Origin of the sequence: Escherichia sp. 94.0001 (assembly GCF_013369155.2) — a bacterium.
GTDB lineage: Bacteria > Pseudomonadota > Gammaproteobacteria > Enterobacterales > Enterobacteriaceae > Escherichia > Escherichia coli_F.
The window spans coordinates 120,473-136,591 of sequence record NZ_JABWMS020000008.1 but is presented as its reverse complement, the minus strand read 5'-3'; the positions used below and the strand labels follow the sequence as shown (position 1 = coordinate 136,591).

The window sequence follows — 16,119 nt, the reverse complement described above, 5'->3', positions numbered from 1 at the left end:
CCGTAGCGCCGATGGTAGTGTGGGGTCTCCCCATGCGAGAGTAGGGAACTGCCAGACATCAAATAAAACAAAAGGCTCAGTCGGAAGACTGGGCCTTTTGTTTTATCTGTTGTTTGTCGGTGAACACTCTCCCAAGTAGGACAAATCCGCCGGGAGCGGATTTGAACGTTGCGAAGCAACGGCCCGGAGGGTGGCGGGCAGGACGCCCGCCATAAACTGCCAGACATCAAATCAAGCGAAAGGCCATCCGAAAGGATGGCCTTTTTGCGTTTCGAATCCATGTACAACTTAATGGATAACCTGCGATAAAAATGCCCTCGTACGCTCCGATTTAGGATGCGCAAAAAATTCATCAGGTGTAGCTTGTTCCACTATCTCCCCACGATCCATAAAAATCACCCGATCAGCGACGGTTCGCGCAAATCCCATCTCGTGCGTTACGCACAACATTGTCATACCCGACTGCGCCAGCCCAATCATCGTATCCAGCACTTCTTTTACCATCTCCGGATCGAGCGCCGATGTGGGCTCATCAAACAACATAATTTTCGGCTTCATACACAGCGAGCGCGCAATGGCAACACGTTGCTGCTGACCACCAGAAATCTGTCCGGGAAACTTCTGGGCATGTTCGGCAATTCTCACCCGCTCAAGGTAATGCATCGCCAGAGCTTCAGCCTCTTTTTTAGGCATCTTGCGTACCCAAATCGGTGCCAGGGTACAGTTCTGTAGAACGGTCAGATGAGGGAAGAGATTGAAATGCTGAAAGACCATTCCCACTTCCTGCCTGACGCGCTCAATATTGCGGATATCTTCATTAAGTTCGATGCCATCCACCACGATCCGTCCCTGTTGATGTTCTTCCAGATGATTAATACAACGAATGGTTGTCGATTTACCGGAACCAGAAGGGCCACACAGAACGATCCGTTCTCCCGGTTGCACGGTTAAATTTATATTTTTCAAAACATGGAATTGCCCATACCATTTATTGACGTTTTCCAGCGTAATCATCGCGTTAGCAGGTTGCAGTAAAATTTGGCTCATAGTGTCCTCAATGCGGTGTACGCCCGGTGTTAAAACGTTTTTCCAGATGTTGGCTATAACGTGACATGCTGAAACAGAAGATCCAGTAGATCAGTGCGGCGAAAACATACCCTTCCGTCGACATACCCAACCAGGCGGGATCAACGGTTGCCTGCTGAACGCTACTGAAAAGATCGAACAACCCGATGATGATCACCAGGCTGGTATCTTTGAAGAGTGCGATGATGGTATTTACCAGCCCAGGAATCACCAGCTTCAACGCCTGTGGCAGAATAACCAGCCCCTGGGTTTTCCAGTAACCCAACGCCAGCGACTCTGCCGCTTCATATTGCCCTTTAGGCAGCGCCTGTAATCCGCCTCGCACGACTTCCGCAACATATGCTGACTGAAACAGGATCACGCCAACCAGCGCGCGGATCAATTTGTCGATACTGGTGCCTTCTGCCATAAACAACGGCAGCATGACCGAAGACATAAACAGAACGGTAATCAGCGGTACACCGCGCCAGAACTCGATAAAAATGACCGATAAGATACGCACAATCGGCATATGGGAGCGGCGACCTAACGCCAGTAAGATCCCCCACGGCAGCGCCCCCGCAATCCCAACTGATGCAATAATTAAAGTTAGCGTCAGCCCGCCCCATTGCCGGGTTTCAACCCGCTCAAGACCAAGAAACCCGCCATACATCAGCCACCAGACAATCAGTGGGTAAATCACCGCCCATACCGCAATATAGCGACCGCGATGCGGGAGTATTTTCCAGAACATTGGTGCGATAGAAACAAGGCCAATCAGTAATGCCAGGTTAATTCGCCAGCGTTGGTCGTGTGGGTAAAGCCCATACATAAACTGACCAAATCGTTCGTGGATGAAGACCCAACAGGCACCTGCTTTTGTGCAGTCGGCACGCGTTGAGCCAACCCAATTAGCCTGCAAAAATGCCCAGTTCAGCAACGGTGGGATCAGTTCCCACATCAGCCACAGACAGCCAATAGTCAGCAGGCTATTGCTCCAGCTGGAGAACAGATTTTTACGCATCCACACCATAGCGCGGTTTGAATTATGGGTCGTCGGGCGCGGGGGATGAGACAGCAATACTTTTGTCATCATGACTCCTTAGCGTTCAACGATCGCGATGCGGCGGTTATAAATATTCATCAGCAGCGAGATAGTCAAACTGATAATCAGATAGACCGACATGGTCATGGCTATAGTCTCGATGGCTTGCCCCGTCTGGTTTAGTACGGTGCCAGCAAACAGCGAAACCATATCCGGATAGCCAATAGCGGCGGCAAGAGAGGAGTTTTTGACGATGTTGAGATACTGGCTGGTTAATGGAGGAATAATCACTCGCAGTGCCTGAGGAATAATGACCTGGCGTAGCGTAACCGGGTTGGGCAATCCCAGTGACCTGGCTGCTTCATGTTGACCATAAGGCACCGCCTGAATCCCGGCGCGGATAATCTCGGCGATAAATGCAGAGGTATAAACCGAAAGCGCCAGCGTTAAGGCTGCCAGTTCAGGAATTAAAACCATCCCGCCGCGGAAATTAAAACCTTGTAGGGCTGGAACATCCCAGTGCAGTGCCGCGCCAAAAAGCCATTGCGCCAGTAAAGGCAAGCCAATGATTAATCCAACGGCGAACGGCCAGGTTCGGCGCAGTTGTCCGGTCTTTATCTGGTGTTTTTTATTAAAGCGATATAGCCCAACAGAAAGGGCTATAGCCATAACAACAGCCAGGATAAATGCAAGGAACCCGTCTCCCAGCTGCGGCGACGGAATATAAAGCCCACGATTGCTTAAAAAGGCCAGATCAAACGCACTCACTGCCTGGCGTGGTCCGGGCAAATTGCGCAACACGGCAAAGTACCAGAAGAAGATTTGCAGTAGCGGCGGAATATTACGGAAGATCTCAATATAAATTGTGGAAAGCTTTCGTAGCAGCCAGTTATCCGAAAGTCGTGCCAGACCGATAAAGAAGCCCAGAACAGAAGCGAATACAATACACAATGCAGAAACCAGCAGCGTATTGAGTAAGCCAACAATGAAAACGCGTCCGTAGGTATCACCCTGCTGGTAATCGATCAAATGCTGGACAATACCGAAGCCAGCGCCGCGATCCAGAAAGGCAAAACCCGAAGTAATGCCACGATTACTGAGATTCGTCACAGTGTTGTGAAATAGCCAACCAACAATGCCGACAACAGCAACAACGGCAAGGATCTGGAATAACCAGGCGCGAACCGTAGGGTTGGCAAAGGAGAGTGAGCCTTTAACGGTTGAGCGGCGATGAGACATAGAAACCTCGGAAAGCATAACGCTGAAGAGAGCGCCGCCGTAGCGACGCTCGTTACCTCACACCGACTTAACGCACGGGCGGCGCGTACTGAATACCGCCGTTATTCCAGAGATTATTTTGCCCACGTTTAATCTTCAGGGGGCTTTCTGAACCTACGTTACGCTCAAAAATTTCCGAGTAATTACCCACCTGTTTGATGATGTTGTAAGCCCATTTATTATCCAGCTTCAGATCTTTACCGTAATCGCCCTCTTTACCCAGCAGATGCGCCATATCAGGCGTTGCAGGATTAGCCGCTTTTTCATCAACGTTTTGCGAATTAACGCCCATCTCTTCAGCATTCAGCATGGCGAAAAGCGTCCAGCGCACTATAGAGAACCATTCATCATCGCCACGACGAATTACCGGCCCAAGCGGTTCTTTAGAGATAACTTCCGGTAAAACAATCCATTCAGCTGGGTTGCTTAATTTGATGCGCAGGGCATACAGTTGTGATTGATCCGAGGCCAGCGTATCGCAGCGACCAGATTCCAGTGCCTTCGCGGATTCGTCAGAGCGATCGAAAGTCACTGGTGTGTACTTCATATTGTTTGCCTTGAAGTAATCGGCGACGTTGAGTTCGGTATCAGTACCCGCCTGAATACAGACTGTTGCGCCATCCAGTTCTTTCGCGCTTTTTAATCCCGCTTTATCGTGCGTCAGGAAACCAATGCCGTCATAATAAGTGACGCCAGTAAATGCCATTCCCATACCGGCATCGCGAGAGGAAGTCCAGGTCGTATTACGGGAGAGCAAATCCACCTCCCCTGACTGTAAAGCCGTGAAGCGTTCTTTTGCAGTGAGCGGGGTATATTTCACTTTCGTGTCGTCACCAAATACAGCTGCCGCAACACCACGACAAACATCTACATCAATACCTGAAAACTTACCGTCAGCATCGGCATAAGAGAACCCAGGTAATCCATCACTGATCCCGCATTGCACAAAACCTTTTTTCTGAACGGCATCAAGCGTCGCGCCAGCATGCGCCTGATTTGCAACGGCAAGCAGCACGCTGGCGGCAGCCAGTGTGGCTATCATCATCTTTTTCATAATGCTTCCTGTGAGGCGAAAATTATCGTTATAGGACGTTTGGGAAACGTCTTTTACCTGTCTGTGGCCATCCTCTTATAAGCAAAAGTAGTGCCAGCTTTTGCGCACGATTTCGCGTCGCAATAAGCTGAGTGTAGACAGGAAATAATAAAAACAGCGCCCCGCAATGGTGCGAAAATGAAACATGCGCCACATTTTGGCGCAAAATATTTACGCATTTTTACTAAGCAGAATAATGATTGTTAGCGTGAGTATATTTCTGGTAGGAATTGTGAAAATTAAATTGATGCGTTATTTCGAAAGCAGCGAAATAACGCGATATAACATGCTAAATCAGCAGGGAATTACCCAGCAGAATATAGCAATATTTTATCTTATGGAGAGATACTGTATCGTTAAACAGAGCGCGGTACTCCGCGCCCTGTTCAGTTATTTCGACAGAGCGATGATCCCCATCGTCAGGCCAGCAACAGCTGCTGCCCCGCCAGCAATAGCCCCAGCCGTTTCCCAGTTATCCTGAGTCGTGCCTTTCATACAGGTATTGGTGTGAACCAGTCGACCCTGATCGTCATAAACCGGAACGCAGGGCGAATCGTGAGCACAGCCCGCCAGCAATGCGGTGAGCAATGCTACAGGAATTAATCTTTTCATGGTGTTACCTCAGTAATAAACGCTAACGCTTAATAAGTTAACTCTCTTATTAACGAGCTGAATGCCATTTTATCACTGGAGGTTATAAATCTTGCGGCATGAATAATGACAAATTATGTGAATTGTAAAAATAGTGAAGGGAGCGGGAACTATAGAAAGTTTTTAAAGAGTGAGTAGAAGAATATCTTATTAATTTTTATGGGTTTCACTGAAAATAATAAAGGCACCCGAAAGCGCCTTTATGTTTCTGATTTATCCTTTAAAGCAACGGCGGATAACCACAAAGAACACCGGCACGAAGAAGATTGCCAGCAACGTTGCAGAGACCATCCCGCCCATTACCCCGATACCCACTGCGTTCTGCGCGCCACTGCCGGCACCGTTACTGATAGCTAGCGGTAATACGCCGAGAATAAAGGCGAGAGAGGTCATCAGGATAGGACGCAGACGCATACGTACTGCCACCAGTGTCGCTTCAACAACACCTTTACCCTCTTTCTCCATGAGATCTTTAGCGAACTCAACAATCAAAATAGCGTTTTTGGCCGACAAGCCAATTGTCGTTAGCAAGCCCACCATAAAGTAGACGTCATTTTTTTGATTAAAGAGTGTCGCCGCCAGTAGCACGCCGACAATCCCTAACGGCACGACTAACATAACCGAGACAGGAATTGACCAGCTTTCATAGAGTGCAGCAAGGCACAGGAAAACAACCACAAAGGAAATTGCTACCAGAGCGGGAGCTTGGTTTCCCGATAAGCGTTCCTGATATGACATACCCGTCCAGTCATAACCAATGCCAGCTGGTAATTGTGATGCAAGGTTTTCCATCAACGCCATGGCATCGCCGGAACTGGTTCCTGGCGCGGCTTCCCCCTGAATCTCCATTGACGGCAGACCGTTGTAGCGCTCCAGTCGCGGAGAGCCATACACCCAATGTGCAGTGGTAAAGGCAGAGAATGGCACCATTTCGCCGTTGGCGCTGCGGACATAAAGTTTATCGACATCTTCTGGCAGCATACGGAATTTGGCATCCGCCTGAACATACACCTTTTTCACGCGACCACGGTCAATGAAGTCGTTAACGTAAGTCCCACCCAACGCCGTTGAAATGGTCTGATTGATGTCAGAAAGTGAAACACCTAATGCCTGCGCCTTTTCCTGGTCAACTTCCAGTTTAAACTGCGCGGTGTCTTCCAGACCATTAGGACGCACGCTGACTAAGCTGGCAGGATGTTGCGCCGCCATGCCAAGCAACTGGTTACGGGCCTGGGTCAGGGCATCGTGACCCAGCCCAGCCTGATCAATTAACTCAAAGTCGAAACCCGTTGCCGTGCCCAGTTCAACAATGGCTGGCATATTGAATGGAATGACAAAACCGTCGCGGATCTTGCCCAATTCCATTTTGGCACGATGGATTACCGCTTCCGCACTGTTTTCGTCACCACTACGCTCTTCCCACGGTTTCAGACTGACGAAAGCCATACCGGCATTTTGTGCCTGGCCGCTGAAGCTAAAGCCGTTAACCGTAAAGACACTTTCTACGTTCGCTTTCTCGTTCTTCAGATAGTAATCCGTCACTTGATCCAACACTTTTTGCGTCCGCTCTTGCGTCGCGCCAGCGGGTAACTGAATCATAGTCAGAAAGACACCCTGATCCTCTTCAGGTAAGAAGGAAGACGGAAGACGTAAAAACAACACCACCATTCCAGCAACAATTAGTGCATAGATCAGTAAATATCGTCCTGTGGAACCGAGGATTTTGCCGACGCTGTTGGTGTAGTGGTTAACGCTATGATCGAAGGTGGTATTAAACCAGCCGAAGAAACCGCCCTTATTTTCGTGATGCTCAGCAGAGACGGGTTTGAGCAGTGTTGCACATAACGCTGGGGTAAGAATCAATGCCACCAGAACAGAAAGCGCCATTGCCGAAACGATGGTGATAGAGAACTGGCGGTAAATTGCCCCAGTAGAACCGCCGAAGAATGCCATTGGAATAAATACCGCTGACAGCACCATCGCGATACCCACCAGTGCGCCCTGGATTTGCGACATTGATTTTTCCGTCGCTTCTTTTGGCGGGAGCTTATCCTCCATCATCACGCGCTCGACGTTCTCCACCACCACTATCGCATCATCGACGAGCAGCCCGATGGCAAGCACCATCCCGAACATAGTTAGTGTATTGATGGAGTAACCAAAAGCGGCGAGGATGGCAAACGTCCCTAACAACACCACGGGTACCGCAATGGTGGGGATCAGCGTTGCTCGCATATTCTGCAAGAACAGATACATCACCAGGAACACCAGCATAATGGCTTCGAACAGCGTTTTTACCACTTCGTGAATAGAAAGCTGGACGAATGGTGTGGTGTCATAAGGGTAGAGAACCTTCATTCCCTGCGGGAAGAATGGCTGTAATTCCGCCAGTTTTGCCTTAATGGCTTTCGCGGTATCGAGAGCATTCGCGCCGGTTGCCAGCTTAATACCCAGGCCCGCCGCCGGTTTACCGTTGATGCGAGCGATAACGTTATAGTTTTCACCGCCAAGTTCAACCCGTGCGACATCTTTCAGGCGTACCACCGAGCCGTCACTGTTTACGCGCAGGGTCACTTTGCCGAATTCTTCCGGATTTTTTAACCGCGTCTGAGCAATAATCGAGGCGTTCAACTGTTGCCCTGGTAACGCTGGCGTTCCGCCCAACTGTCCGGCAGCGATCTGATCGTTCTGTACCTTCAACTGGTTAATCACATCAACCGGCGTCAGTTTATATTTGTTTAGCAGATCGGCGTCCAACCAGATACGCATCGCATACTGTGCGCCGAAAAGCTGTACGTCACCGACGCCATTCAGACGGCTAAGCGTATCTTTAACGTTAGAGGCCACATAGTCCGAGATATCGTCCTGTGTGGTGCCTGGGTTATCAGAGACAAAGCCCGCCACCATCAAATAGCTGCTACTGGACTTTTCAACACTGATCCCCTGCTGCTGTACCTCCTGCGGCAGCAACGGCGTGGCGAGCTGGAGTTTGTTCTGCACCTGCACTTGCGCGATATCTGGATCGGTCCCGGACTGAAAGGTAAGGGTAATTGTCACGCTACCGGCGGAATCGCTGGTGGAGGACATATACATCAGGTTATCGATACCATTCATATTCTGTTCGATAACCTGCGTCACCGTATCCTGCACGGTCTGCGCATCAGCGCCCGGATAGTTTGCCGAAACAGAAACTGCAGGCGGCGCAATGGTTGGGTATTGGGCGACGGGCAATTGTAGGATCGCCAGTACACCCGCCATCATCAGAATAATGGCCAGCACCCATGCAAATATCGGTCGTCGAATAAAAAAGTTTGCCATGTCAGATTGCCTTACTTCGATGCAGTATCTGCGGGGGTATCGGTAGTGGCTTTAACCTGCTCTCCCGGACGCGCTTTTTGCAGGCCGCTGACAATGACTTGATCGCCAGATTTCAGCCCTTCGCTAATCAACCATTTATCGCCAATCGCCTGGCTGGCAACGACAGGGCGCGCTTCAACCTGACTTTTATCGTTAACAATCAGCACGGTTGCATCACCACGCGGTGTGCGGCTAACGCCTTGTTGCGGGATAAGAATGGCGTCAGGTTGAACGCCTTCATCAATCCGTGCGCGCACAAACATACCTGGCAAAAGCGTATGTTGCGGGTTAGGGAAGACGGCACGTAGGGTTATGGAGCCGGTGCTTTCATCAACGGTAACATCGGAGAATTGCAACGTACCTTTCAGGGGATAGGTTTGACCGTTTTCCATGACCAACTCTACGTTGCTGGTGGCGTTCTCCTTATGCAAATTTCCTTGCTCTACGGATTGCTTCAGCCTCATAAAATCGTTGCTGGATTGGGTCACATCAACGTAGATAGGATCGAGCTGCTGGACAGTCGCCAGTTCGGTCGTTTGCCCATTAGTGACAAGAGCGCCTTCGGTCACAGTCGATTTGCCGATACGTCCACTAATTGGCGCAGTCACTTTGGTATAAGCGAGATTGATGCGAGCGCTTTCGACCGTGGCTTTTGCGGCAATCACGGCGGCATCGGCCTGGCGAGCATCAGCAATGGCCTGGTCGTACTCCTGCTGACTGATGTATTTCGTACCCACGAGCGGAACGTAACGTTTTACAGTCAAATGCGCGATGGCGGCGGCGGCTTCACTTTTCGCCAGTTCGCCTTTCGCGCTGTCATAACTTGCCTGATAGGTCGCGGGATCGATCTGGTACAGAGACTGGCCTGCTTGCACATCGCTGCCTTCAGTGAAATTGCGACTCAGTACGATCCCGCTAACCTGTGGGCGAACTTCGGCTATACGGTAAGCATTGGTGCGGCCTGGTAATTCAGTCTTAACTTCTAACGGGGCCGTTTTCACAATATGAACGGTAACCTGCGGTTCACCGACGTGAGCTTTCTCTTCTCCCTTATCGTTACAACCGGCGATTAAAGTCGCGGAGATCAGAATAAAGGAGGGCAGGAGGAAAAACCTGGCATGTTTCGTCATTACTATTCCTCAAAAAACCAAAAGCGCGTTATTTACCCAAAAATGCAACGCGTTAACTCGCAGAAAGAAAAATACAGTTCGCTATCCTACAAATTATCATTCGTCGATGTAAGGAATAGTTATGAGTACTGGCGTCTCAAGGCACATAAACACAAAAAAAGATTAATATTCTACTGTTTTATTTTGACGCGGGTTGAAAGAGGTAGAATCAAATCCTCGTAAATTGAAATATATATTGATAGAGTGAATGTATTTTAGGTAAATAATAAACGTTATTTATTTGACGATTTATAGCAACTCAATATTAGCCTCTCGTATAAATATACATTAGGTGATAGATTAACCTTCGCTATTTTCTCATCCTGTGTCGAATATATTTATTTCCTGAATAATTAATCATGGCAAAAAGAACCAAAGCTGAAGCCCTGAAGACCCGGCAAGAACTGATTGAAACTGCCATCGCCCAGTTTGCGCAGCATGGCGTAAGCAAGACGACGCTCAACGACATTGCCGACGCCGCTAACGTTACGCGTGGCGCTATCTACTGGCACTTCGAGAACAAGACCCAACTGTTTAATGAGATGTGGTTGCAACAGCCTTCATTGCGGGAGTTAATCCAGGATCACTTGACTGCTGGGTTAGAGCATGACCCGTTTCAGCAATTGCGTGAAAAATTGATTGTTGGCTTGCAATATATTGCCAAAATTCCCCGCCAGCAGGCGTTGCTGAAAATCTTATATCACAAATGTGAATTTAATGATGAGATGCTGGCAGAGGGAGTGATACGCGAAAAGATGGGCTTTAATCCGCAGACTCTCCGCGAAGTATTGCAGGCATGTCAGCAACAAGGTTGTATAGCAAATAATCTCGATTTAGATGTTGTGATGATTATTATTGATGGAGCCTTCAGCGGTATTGTTCAAAACTGGTTAATGAATATGGCGGGTTATGATCTTTATAAACAAGCACCCGCACTGGTCGATAACGTATTAAGAATGTTCATGCCAGATGAAAACATAACGAAATTAATTCATCAAACGAATGAATTAAGTGTCATATAAATTCACATTCTGTCCTGAAAATTCAGTTCGTCACAGTTAACCAGTTTTAGTGGATTAACTGAGTTCATATTGCGGCATTTGTCTGTTTCTGTTGCCAGCAGTTCAATCCACTGCATCAGTAAAGTATCAAACAGAAAAACGAAGACAGCGAAAACGACGAGCCACCAATACTTGCGAATCATTACCTGAGCCTGTGCATGTTTAACCAAGTCTGGCAGGAAATATACACGAAATGAATAATCTGAAAGCCAGGCTTACACTTCCTTTACTTTGCAATGAGATCGGGGTCAACTTCGCTTAACCGGCTTCGTTTTGACAGGTTGCCGGTCTTTCTTTTTTTCACTTTCGCCAGTTCTTCCGCAGAGTAATGCGACGCGACATCCAGCCGTCGAAGCCCCATTTTGATGTACTCGCTGTTTATCTCAATACCAATGAATTTTCGCCCGCTGGCGGCGGCTACGGCACCGGTAGTAAAGCTACCGGCAAACGGGTCGAGAACGATATCGCCTGGGTTGGAAGAGGCGAGAATAATGCGTTTCAGTAAGGCTTCCGGTTTTTGCGTCGGGTGATTCTCATATTCATCCATCAAATAACGCACGCGCGGAAAATCCCAGACGTTACCCGGTACTTTTTGATGATTGTAAGGCTGTGGAGGATTTTTGCGATAATCGATCAACGCGCGCTGCGATCCGGTTTTGGCTTCTACCAGAATAGCATCACCGTTGAACGTGTAGTTCTTTGCGTCTTTCACCATCATCAGGATGGGTTCGTACATGGAGCCGTAGTGTTTTTTCGCCTGCACTCCAGAACTGTCATATGACCAGACGATGCGACTTTTGATGGTAAAAAGCTTGCGGCACTGGAGATCGATAAAGGGCATGTTTTCCGTGCTGTTCATGATGTACATGCTGCCCTGCTTTTTCAGAACGCGGTGGCACTCTGCAATCACTTCAAACAGCCAGTCGATAAACAGATCTTCTTTCCAGGCTTCGATCAGACCATCAAAATTTTTACCGATGTTATACGGTGGGTCGGCAAAGATCAGATCTACACTTTCGGCGGGGATCTTTTTAAGTTCGGTTAATGCATCACCCTGGATGATGGTCTTTGCTTCATTACCAAATCGGGTCGGTTCACATCCTGTTCTCATGGTCACTCCCTTTGTGACACCTATAAAAAAGGCGCTTCCCCATGCCGAGTAGCGCCTTTTTAATCAAGCATTTAGCTAACCTGAATTAGTTCATGCCGTATTTTTTCAATTTTTTACGCAGCGTACCACGGTTGATGCCCATCATCAGCGCAGCACGGGTTTGGTTACCACGGGTGTATTGCATCACCATGTCCAACAGGGGCTGTTCTACTTCAGCCAGTACCAGCTCATAGAGGTCATTCACATCCTGACCGTTCAGTTGAGCAAAATAGTTCTTCAGTGCCTGTTTAACCGAGTCACGCAGGGGTTTTTGGGTTACCTGATCCTGAGAGTTAACGGTAGAAACGGTCAGTACGTCAGAATTTACGCGTTGTTCGAACATAGTTCTGTCAGCTCTTTATTTCTGTTTACGCAAAATTTTCGAAGTATGCCTCCAACGCCTCCAGCTGTTCGCTGGCATCCTCAATGGCGTTGAATGTGCGCCGAAACTGGTCATTTGGAGCGTGTTCCTGGAGATACCAGGAAACGTGTTTACGTGCAATTCGGTACCCTTTTGCCGGACCATAAAAGTCATGCAGTTCCCGAACGTGCGCGCAAAGCAAGCGCTTAACCTCTGCCAAAGGCAGCGGGGGCAGCAACTCCCCAGTGTCCAGATAATGCTGGATTTCCCGAAAGATCCAGGGTCTTCCCTGAGCTGCGCGGCCTATCATCAGGGCATCCGCCCCTGTATAGTCGAGCACAGCTCTGGCTTTAAGCGGGTCAGTAATGTCGCCATTCGCGATAACCGGAATGGAAACTTTCTGCTTAACTGCCCGAATACTGTCGTATTCAGCTTCTCCATTGAACAAACAGGCGCGTGTACGGCCATGAATGGTCAGAGCCTGAATGCCACAGTCTTCAGCCAGTTGGGCAATCTCTTCGCAGTTACGGTGTTCCGGCGCCCAGCCGGTGCGAATCTTCAGGGTAACAGGAACGTCCACTGCATTGACGACCTCGGTAAGGATCGATTTAACGACATCCGGGTACTGCAAGAGGGCTGAACCTGCGAGCTTGCGATTCACTTTTTTAGCCGGGCAACCCATATTGATATCAATAATCTGGGCACCGCTTTCCACGTTAATACGTGCTGCATCTGCCATTTCTTTCGGATCGCTACCAGCAATTTGCACGGTGCGAATACCGGGTTCATCAATGTGCACCATCCGTAAACGAGATTTGTCGCTTTCCCAAACCTGTGGGTTAGAAGACATCATCTCGGATACTGTCAATCCGGCTCCCATCTCGTAGCACAACGTCCGAAAAGGTCTGTCTGTAATGCCAGCCATGGGCGCTGCGATCAGGCGATTTCTGAGCTGATATTGTCCGATGCGCATGAGTTAAGAAATGACCATACTGTGACTGCAAGGCGGCGTATATTACGCATTTTTTGCACGAGATGAAAGGCCAAACTTTGACCAATCCTCTGAGATGGATCAAAGAATTGCATTTAAAATGAGCGTATCGCGATAATTACTCATAAAAATCATCATATTAGAAAATAGTGACTAAAATTTACACTCCAAAAAATTTGAGTAAGTTCTCAATTTTTCTTTATGAATGAAAATTTTGGCACGCAAATCTGCGTAAATAATCGGCAAATTAACGTGCCTTTTGTGATATTGCTCGCACTTCGCTCTGCATCACTATACGGTGATGCGAAAGTTAATTCTTACGACCGGTAATGCGGCACCACTCTTCTTTTTCCACGACCGGGTCCAGAGCGAAGCTGTCGGCATAAGCTTCACAAACGCTCTCTGCCTGGCTTGCCAGAATACCGGAAAGGCCCAGCAAGCCACCTGAAACCGGCAGGACGCTGATTAACGGTGCCAGTTCACGTAATGGGCCTGCAAGGATGTTAGCGACCACCACGTCGGCTTTCATTTCTTCTGGCTGATCTTTAGGTAGGTAGAGTTCCAGACGGTCAGAAACGCCATTACGTTCGGCGTTGTCGCGGCTGGCCTGAATCGCCTGCGGATCAATATCAATACCAATGGCTTTTGCTGCACCCAGTTTCAGCGCCGCGATAGCCAGAATGCCGGAACCGCAGCCAAAGTCGATGACTGTTTTACCGGTTAAATCGAGGCTGTCGAGCCATTGCAGGCACAGAGAGGTGGTTGGATGAGTCCCTGTACCAAACGCCAGCCCTGGGTCTAACATCACGTTAACGGCGTTTTCGTCCGGCACATCACGCCAGCTTGGGCAGATCCACAGTCGTTCACCAAAGCGCATCGGGTGGAAATTATCCATCCATTCGCGCTCCCAGTCTTTATCTTCCAGTTGTTCGATTTTGTGCGCGAAGCCTGCGCCGAGCAGCGGATGATTCTCCAGAATCGCCACGACTTCATTCATGTCGGTTTCAGCATCGAACAGACCAATCACATCGGTGTCGCCCCACAGGCGCGTTTCGCCCGGAAGCGGCTCAAATACAGGCGTATCGTGGGTATCCTGAAAAGTGATAGAAACGGCACCCGCTTCCATCAGCGCATCGCTAAGTTCTTCAGCATTCGCGCCGGTAGTGTTCAGTTTCAGTTGGATCCAAGGCATGGCAAAACTCTTTATTTATCAGTAGTCAAAACGGTAGCTTGCGGGACGGATGTACCGAAACGGTTTCCGACCAGGAAAGCCAGCAAACTTAGTAGTAACGAGGGCACGATAGGGTGGAAGCCCAGGTACTGAATATTCAGCGTCGCGAGTACGGCATACAGTACGCCGCCAACGATCATCGCACTTAGCGCGCCTTTGGCGTTGGCGCGTTCCCAGTAAAGACCCAGCACCAGCGGCCACAGGAAAACGGCTTCCAGCCCACCGAAGGCCAGCAAATTCAGCCAGATGATCATTTCTGGCGGCTTCCAGGCGGCAAGCAGCAGCAACGCACCGAGAACCAACGTGATCACCGCCGACATCCGCTTCAGACGCGTCTCGTTTTGCATTTGATCCGGACGGATATTCAGATAGAGATCTTTAATGATCGTAGCGGAACTTTGCAGCAACTGGGCATTGATCGTCGACATGATCGCAGCCATAGGTGCAGCCAGGAAGATCCCGGCAGCAAACGGTGGCAGCACTTTTACCATCAACGTCGGGATCACCAGGTCCGGTACGGTGAGATCGGGGATCACCGCCCGACCTAACGCTCCGGCCAGGTGCATACCGAACATCAGGATTGCGACCACAATCGTACCGATGATGATCCCCCGATGTACGGCTTTGCTGTCTTTATAAGAGATACAGCGCACCGCAGTATGCGGCAGGCCAATCACGCCAAAACACACCAGCACCCAGAACGACGTCATAAACGCAGGTGACAGAATATCGTCAGCGCCTTGTGGCGTAACCAGTTGCAGATCGATGGTTTGCAGCGTCTCTACTGCATTGCTTAAGCCGCCAGCAGCATGGACTACGCCAATAAGCAGCACAATGGTGCCAATCAGCATCACCAACCCTTGCATGGTGTCGTTCAGCACGCTGGCGCGAAAGCCGCCAAAGGCGGTATACAATGCAATGCTAATACCGAATATCAGCAGGCCGGTTTCATAAGGAATACCCGCCGCGGTTTCCAGCAGGCGCGCACCGCCGATAAACTGCACGGTCATCGCACCAACGAACGCAACCAGCAAACTCAAACTCGCCAGCCACACCAGCAGGCGACTCTGGTAGCGGGCAAACAGCATATCGTTCAGCGTCACCGCATTGTAGCGGCGCGCGAGAATCGCGAACTTCTTGCCGAGAATACCGAGCGAAAGCCAGACCGCAGGTAGCTGAATCATTGCCAGCAATACCCAACCCAGGCCGTATTTATAAGCAGCTCCTGGCCCGCCGATAAACGAACTGGCACTGATATAGGTCGCGGTGAGCGTCATCGCCAGCACAATACCGCCCATAGAGCGGCTACCGAGGAAATACTCATTAAGGAAGGTGCCGGTGCTCCGTTTACGCATCGCATAAACAGAGATACCGAACACCACCACCAGATAGGCGACCAGCGGTAGAATCACTTCAAGCTGCATCGTCATCCTCCAGTGGGATATCGCGATAGATAAATTTCACCATCGCCCAGCACAGTCCAATAAACAGCAGCGGCGTCAGGATGCAGGCCATCTCAAACCAGCGCGGAAAGCCGGTAAAACCGGGGGCAACGCCAGGTAAGTAAGCGGCTACTAACCATACCGCCAGATACAAAAGGGTCAGCCCCAGCGCCCAGCGCGCCTCTTTATGGGCCTGAACAAAACGAGTGTCCACGGAAGGGGTCC

General features: G+C 49.6%; 15 protein-coding genes. 1 reads left to right on the top strand and 14 read right to left on the bottom strand.

Annotated elements, in window-relative coordinates:
* Positions 1-288 precede the first annotated feature (288 nt).
* From HEN33_RS06820 to acrE, 7 genes are all read right to left on the bottom strand, one after another.
* The gene (locus HEN33_RS06820; RefSeq protein ID WP_000078347.1) at positions 289-1,047 is read right to left on the bottom strand and encodes an amino acid ABC transporter ATP-binding protein; all 759 of its coding nucleotides are present in this window, start codon (positions 1,045-1,047) and stop codon (positions 289-291) included.
* 7 nt (positions 1,048-1,054) lie between these two features.
* Positions 1,055-2,158 carry an amino acid ABC transporter permease gene (locus HEN33_RS06815; protein ID WP_176262535.1) on the bottom strand — a complete coding sequence of 368 codons (1,104 nt, stop codon included), beginning with the start codon at positions 2,156-2,158 and terminating at the stop codon, positions 1,055-1,057.
* A 9-nt stretch (positions 2,159-2,167) separates the two neighbouring features.
* Positions 2,168-3,349, bottom strand: coding sequence for an amino acid ABC transporter permease (locus HEN33_RS06810; RefSeq protein WP_032185226.1), 1,182 nt, complete (start codon positions 3,347-3,349; stop codon positions 2,168-2,170).
* Positions 3,350-3,416: 67 nt separating this feature from the next.
* Positions 3,417-4,442: an amino acid ABC transporter substrate-binding protein gene (locus HEN33_RS06805; RefSeq protein WP_176262534.1), complete on the bottom strand. Its 1,026-nt coding sequence runs from the start codon at positions 4,440-4,442 to the stop codon at positions 3,417-3,419.
* A gap of 429 nt (positions 4,443-4,871) precedes the next feature.
* Positions 4,872-5,093, bottom strand: a complete 222-nt coding sequence (locus HEN33_RS06800) for a membrane protein (protein ID WP_000825639.1) — start codon at positions 5,091-5,093, stop codon at positions 4,872-4,874.
* 252 nt (positions 5,094-5,345) lie between these two features.
* Positions 5,346-8,450 (bottom strand): multidrug efflux RND transporter permease subunit AcrF, encoded by a 3,105-nt coding sequence (gene acrF, locus HEN33_RS06795; protein ID WP_001273306.1) that lies wholly within the window; start codon positions 8,448-8,450, stop codon positions 5,346-5,348.
* Between the two features lie 11 nt (positions 8,451-8,461).
* Positions 8,462-9,619, bottom strand: coding sequence for a multidrug efflux RND transporter periplasmic adaptor subunit AcrE (gene acrE, locus HEN33_RS06790; protein ID WP_176263503.1), 1,158 nt, complete (start codon positions 9,617-9,619; stop codon positions 8,462-8,464).
* A 398-nt stretch (positions 9,620-10,017) separates the two neighbouring features.
* On the opposite strand from acrE, the gene acrS reads away from it, so the two are divergent.
* Positions 10,018-10,680 (top strand): multidrug efflux transporter transcriptional repressor AcrS, encoded by a 663-nt coding sequence (gene acrS / locus HEN33_RS06785; RefSeq protein ID WP_001129503.1) that lies wholly within the window; start codon positions 10,018-10,020, stop codon positions 10,678-10,680.
* A 2-nt stretch (positions 10,681-10,682) separates the two neighbouring features.
* Here the strand turns inward: acrS and HEN33_RS06780 are convergent, their stop codons facing one another.
* The 7 genes from HEN33_RS06780 to HEN33_RS06750 all read right to left on the bottom strand — a co-directional run bounded on the left by HEN33_RS06780 (position 10,683) and on the right by HEN33_RS06750 (position 16,108).
* The gene (locus HEN33_RS06780) at positions 10,683-10,862 is read right to left on the bottom strand and encodes a DUF2556 family protein (RefSeq protein WP_001295275.1); all 180 of its coding nucleotides are present in this window, start codon (positions 10,860-10,862) and stop codon (positions 10,683-10,685) included.
* An 83-nt stretch (positions 10,863-10,945) separates the two neighbouring features.
* On the bottom strand, positions 10,946-11,830 hold the full coding sequence (gene yhdJ, locus HEN33_RS06775; protein ID WP_001258939.1) for an adenine-specific DNA-methyltransferase: 885 nt from the start codon (positions 11,828-11,830) through the stop codon (positions 10,946-10,948).
* Positions 11,831-11,915: 85 nt separating this feature from the next.
* Positions 11,916-12,212 carry a DNA-binding transcriptional regulator Fis gene (fis, locus tag HEN33_RS06770; RefSeq protein WP_000462905.1) on the bottom strand — a complete coding sequence of 99 codons (297 nt, stop codon included), beginning with the start codon at positions 12,210-12,212 and terminating at the stop codon, positions 11,916-11,918.
* Positions 12,213-12,237: 25 nt separating this feature from the next.
* Positions 12,238-13,203: a tRNA dihydrouridine synthase DusB gene (gene dusB / locus HEN33_RS06765; RefSeq protein ID WP_001219652.1), complete on the bottom strand. Its 966-nt coding sequence runs from the start codon at positions 13,201-13,203 to the stop codon at positions 12,238-12,240.
* A gap of 328 nt (positions 13,204-13,531) precedes the next feature.
* Positions 13,532-14,413 carry a 50S ribosomal protein L11 methyltransferase gene (prmA, locus tag HEN33_RS06760; RefSeq protein ID WP_032185218.1) on the bottom strand — a complete coding sequence of 294 codons (882 nt, stop codon included), beginning with the start codon at positions 14,411-14,413 and terminating at the stop codon, positions 13,532-13,534.
* An 11-nt stretch (positions 14,414-14,424) separates the two neighbouring features.
* A complete protein-coding gene (gene panF, locus HEN33_RS06755; RefSeq protein ID WP_176262742.1) occupies positions 14,425-15,876 on the bottom strand; it encodes a sodium/pantothenate symporter in 1,452 nt (483 codons plus the stop codon).
* The gene (locus HEN33_RS06750; RefSeq protein WP_000381170.1) at positions 15,866-16,108 is read right to left on the bottom strand and encodes a YhdT family protein; all 243 of its coding nucleotides are present in this window, start codon (positions 16,106-16,108) and stop codon (positions 15,866-15,868) included. Before HEN33_RS06750 ends, panF begins: the two co-directional genes overlap by 11 nt.
* Positions 16,109-16,119: the final 11 nt, after the last annotated feature.

Coding starts and splice junctions, on each gene's coding strand:
- yhdJ (WP_001258939.1), bottom strand. CDS start 11,830: ATGAGAACAGGATGTGAACCGACCCGATTTGGTAATGAAGCAAAGACC.
- HEN33_RS06820 (WP_000078347.1), bottom strand. CDS start 1,047: ATGAGCCAAATTTTACTGCAACCTGCTAACGCGATGATTACGCTGGAA.
- HEN33_RS06805 (WP_176262534.1), bottom strand. CDS start 4,442: ATGAAAAAGATGATGATAGCCACACTGGCTGCCGCCAGCGTGCTGCTT.
- HEN33_RS06800 (WP_000825639.1), bottom strand. CDS start 5,093: ATGAAAAGATTAATTCCTGTAGCATTGCTCACCGCATTGCTGGCGGGC.
- prmA (WP_032185218.1), bottom strand. CDS start 14,413: ATGCCTTGGATCCAACTGAAACTGAACACTACCGGCGCGAATGCTGAA.
- HEN33_RS06810 (WP_032185226.1), bottom strand. CDS start 3,349: ATGTCTCATCGCCGCTCAACCGTTAAAGGCTCACTCTCCTTTGCCAAC.
- acrE (WP_176263503.1), bottom strand. CDS start 9,619: ATGACGAAACATGCCAGGTTTTTCCTCCTGCCCTCCTTTATTCTGATC.
- panF (WP_176262742.1), bottom strand. CDS start 15,876: ATGCAGCTTGAAGTGATTCTACCGCTGGTCGCCTATCTGGTGGTGGTG.
- acrF (WP_001273306.1), bottom strand. CDS start 8,450: ATGGCAAACTTTTTTATTCGACGACCGATATTTGCATGGGTGCTGGCC.
- HEN33_RS06780 (WP_001295275.1), bottom strand. CDS start 10,862: ATGATTCGCAAGTATTGGTGGCTCGTCGTTTTCGCTGTCTTCGTTTTT.
- fis (WP_000462905.1), bottom strand. CDS start 12,212: ATGTTCGAACAACGCGTAAATTCTGACGTACTGACCGTTTCTACCGTT.
- HEN33_RS06815 (WP_176262535.1), bottom strand. CDS start 2,158: ATGACAAAAGTATTGCTGTCTCATCCCCCGCGCCCGACGACCCATAAT.
- acrS (WP_001129503.1), top strand. CDS start 10,018: ATGGCAAAAAGAACCAAAGCTGAAGCCCTGAAGACCCGGCAAGAACTG.
- dusB (WP_001219652.1), bottom strand. CDS start 13,203: ATGCGCATCGGACAATATCAGCTCAGAAATCGCCTGATCGCAGCGCCC.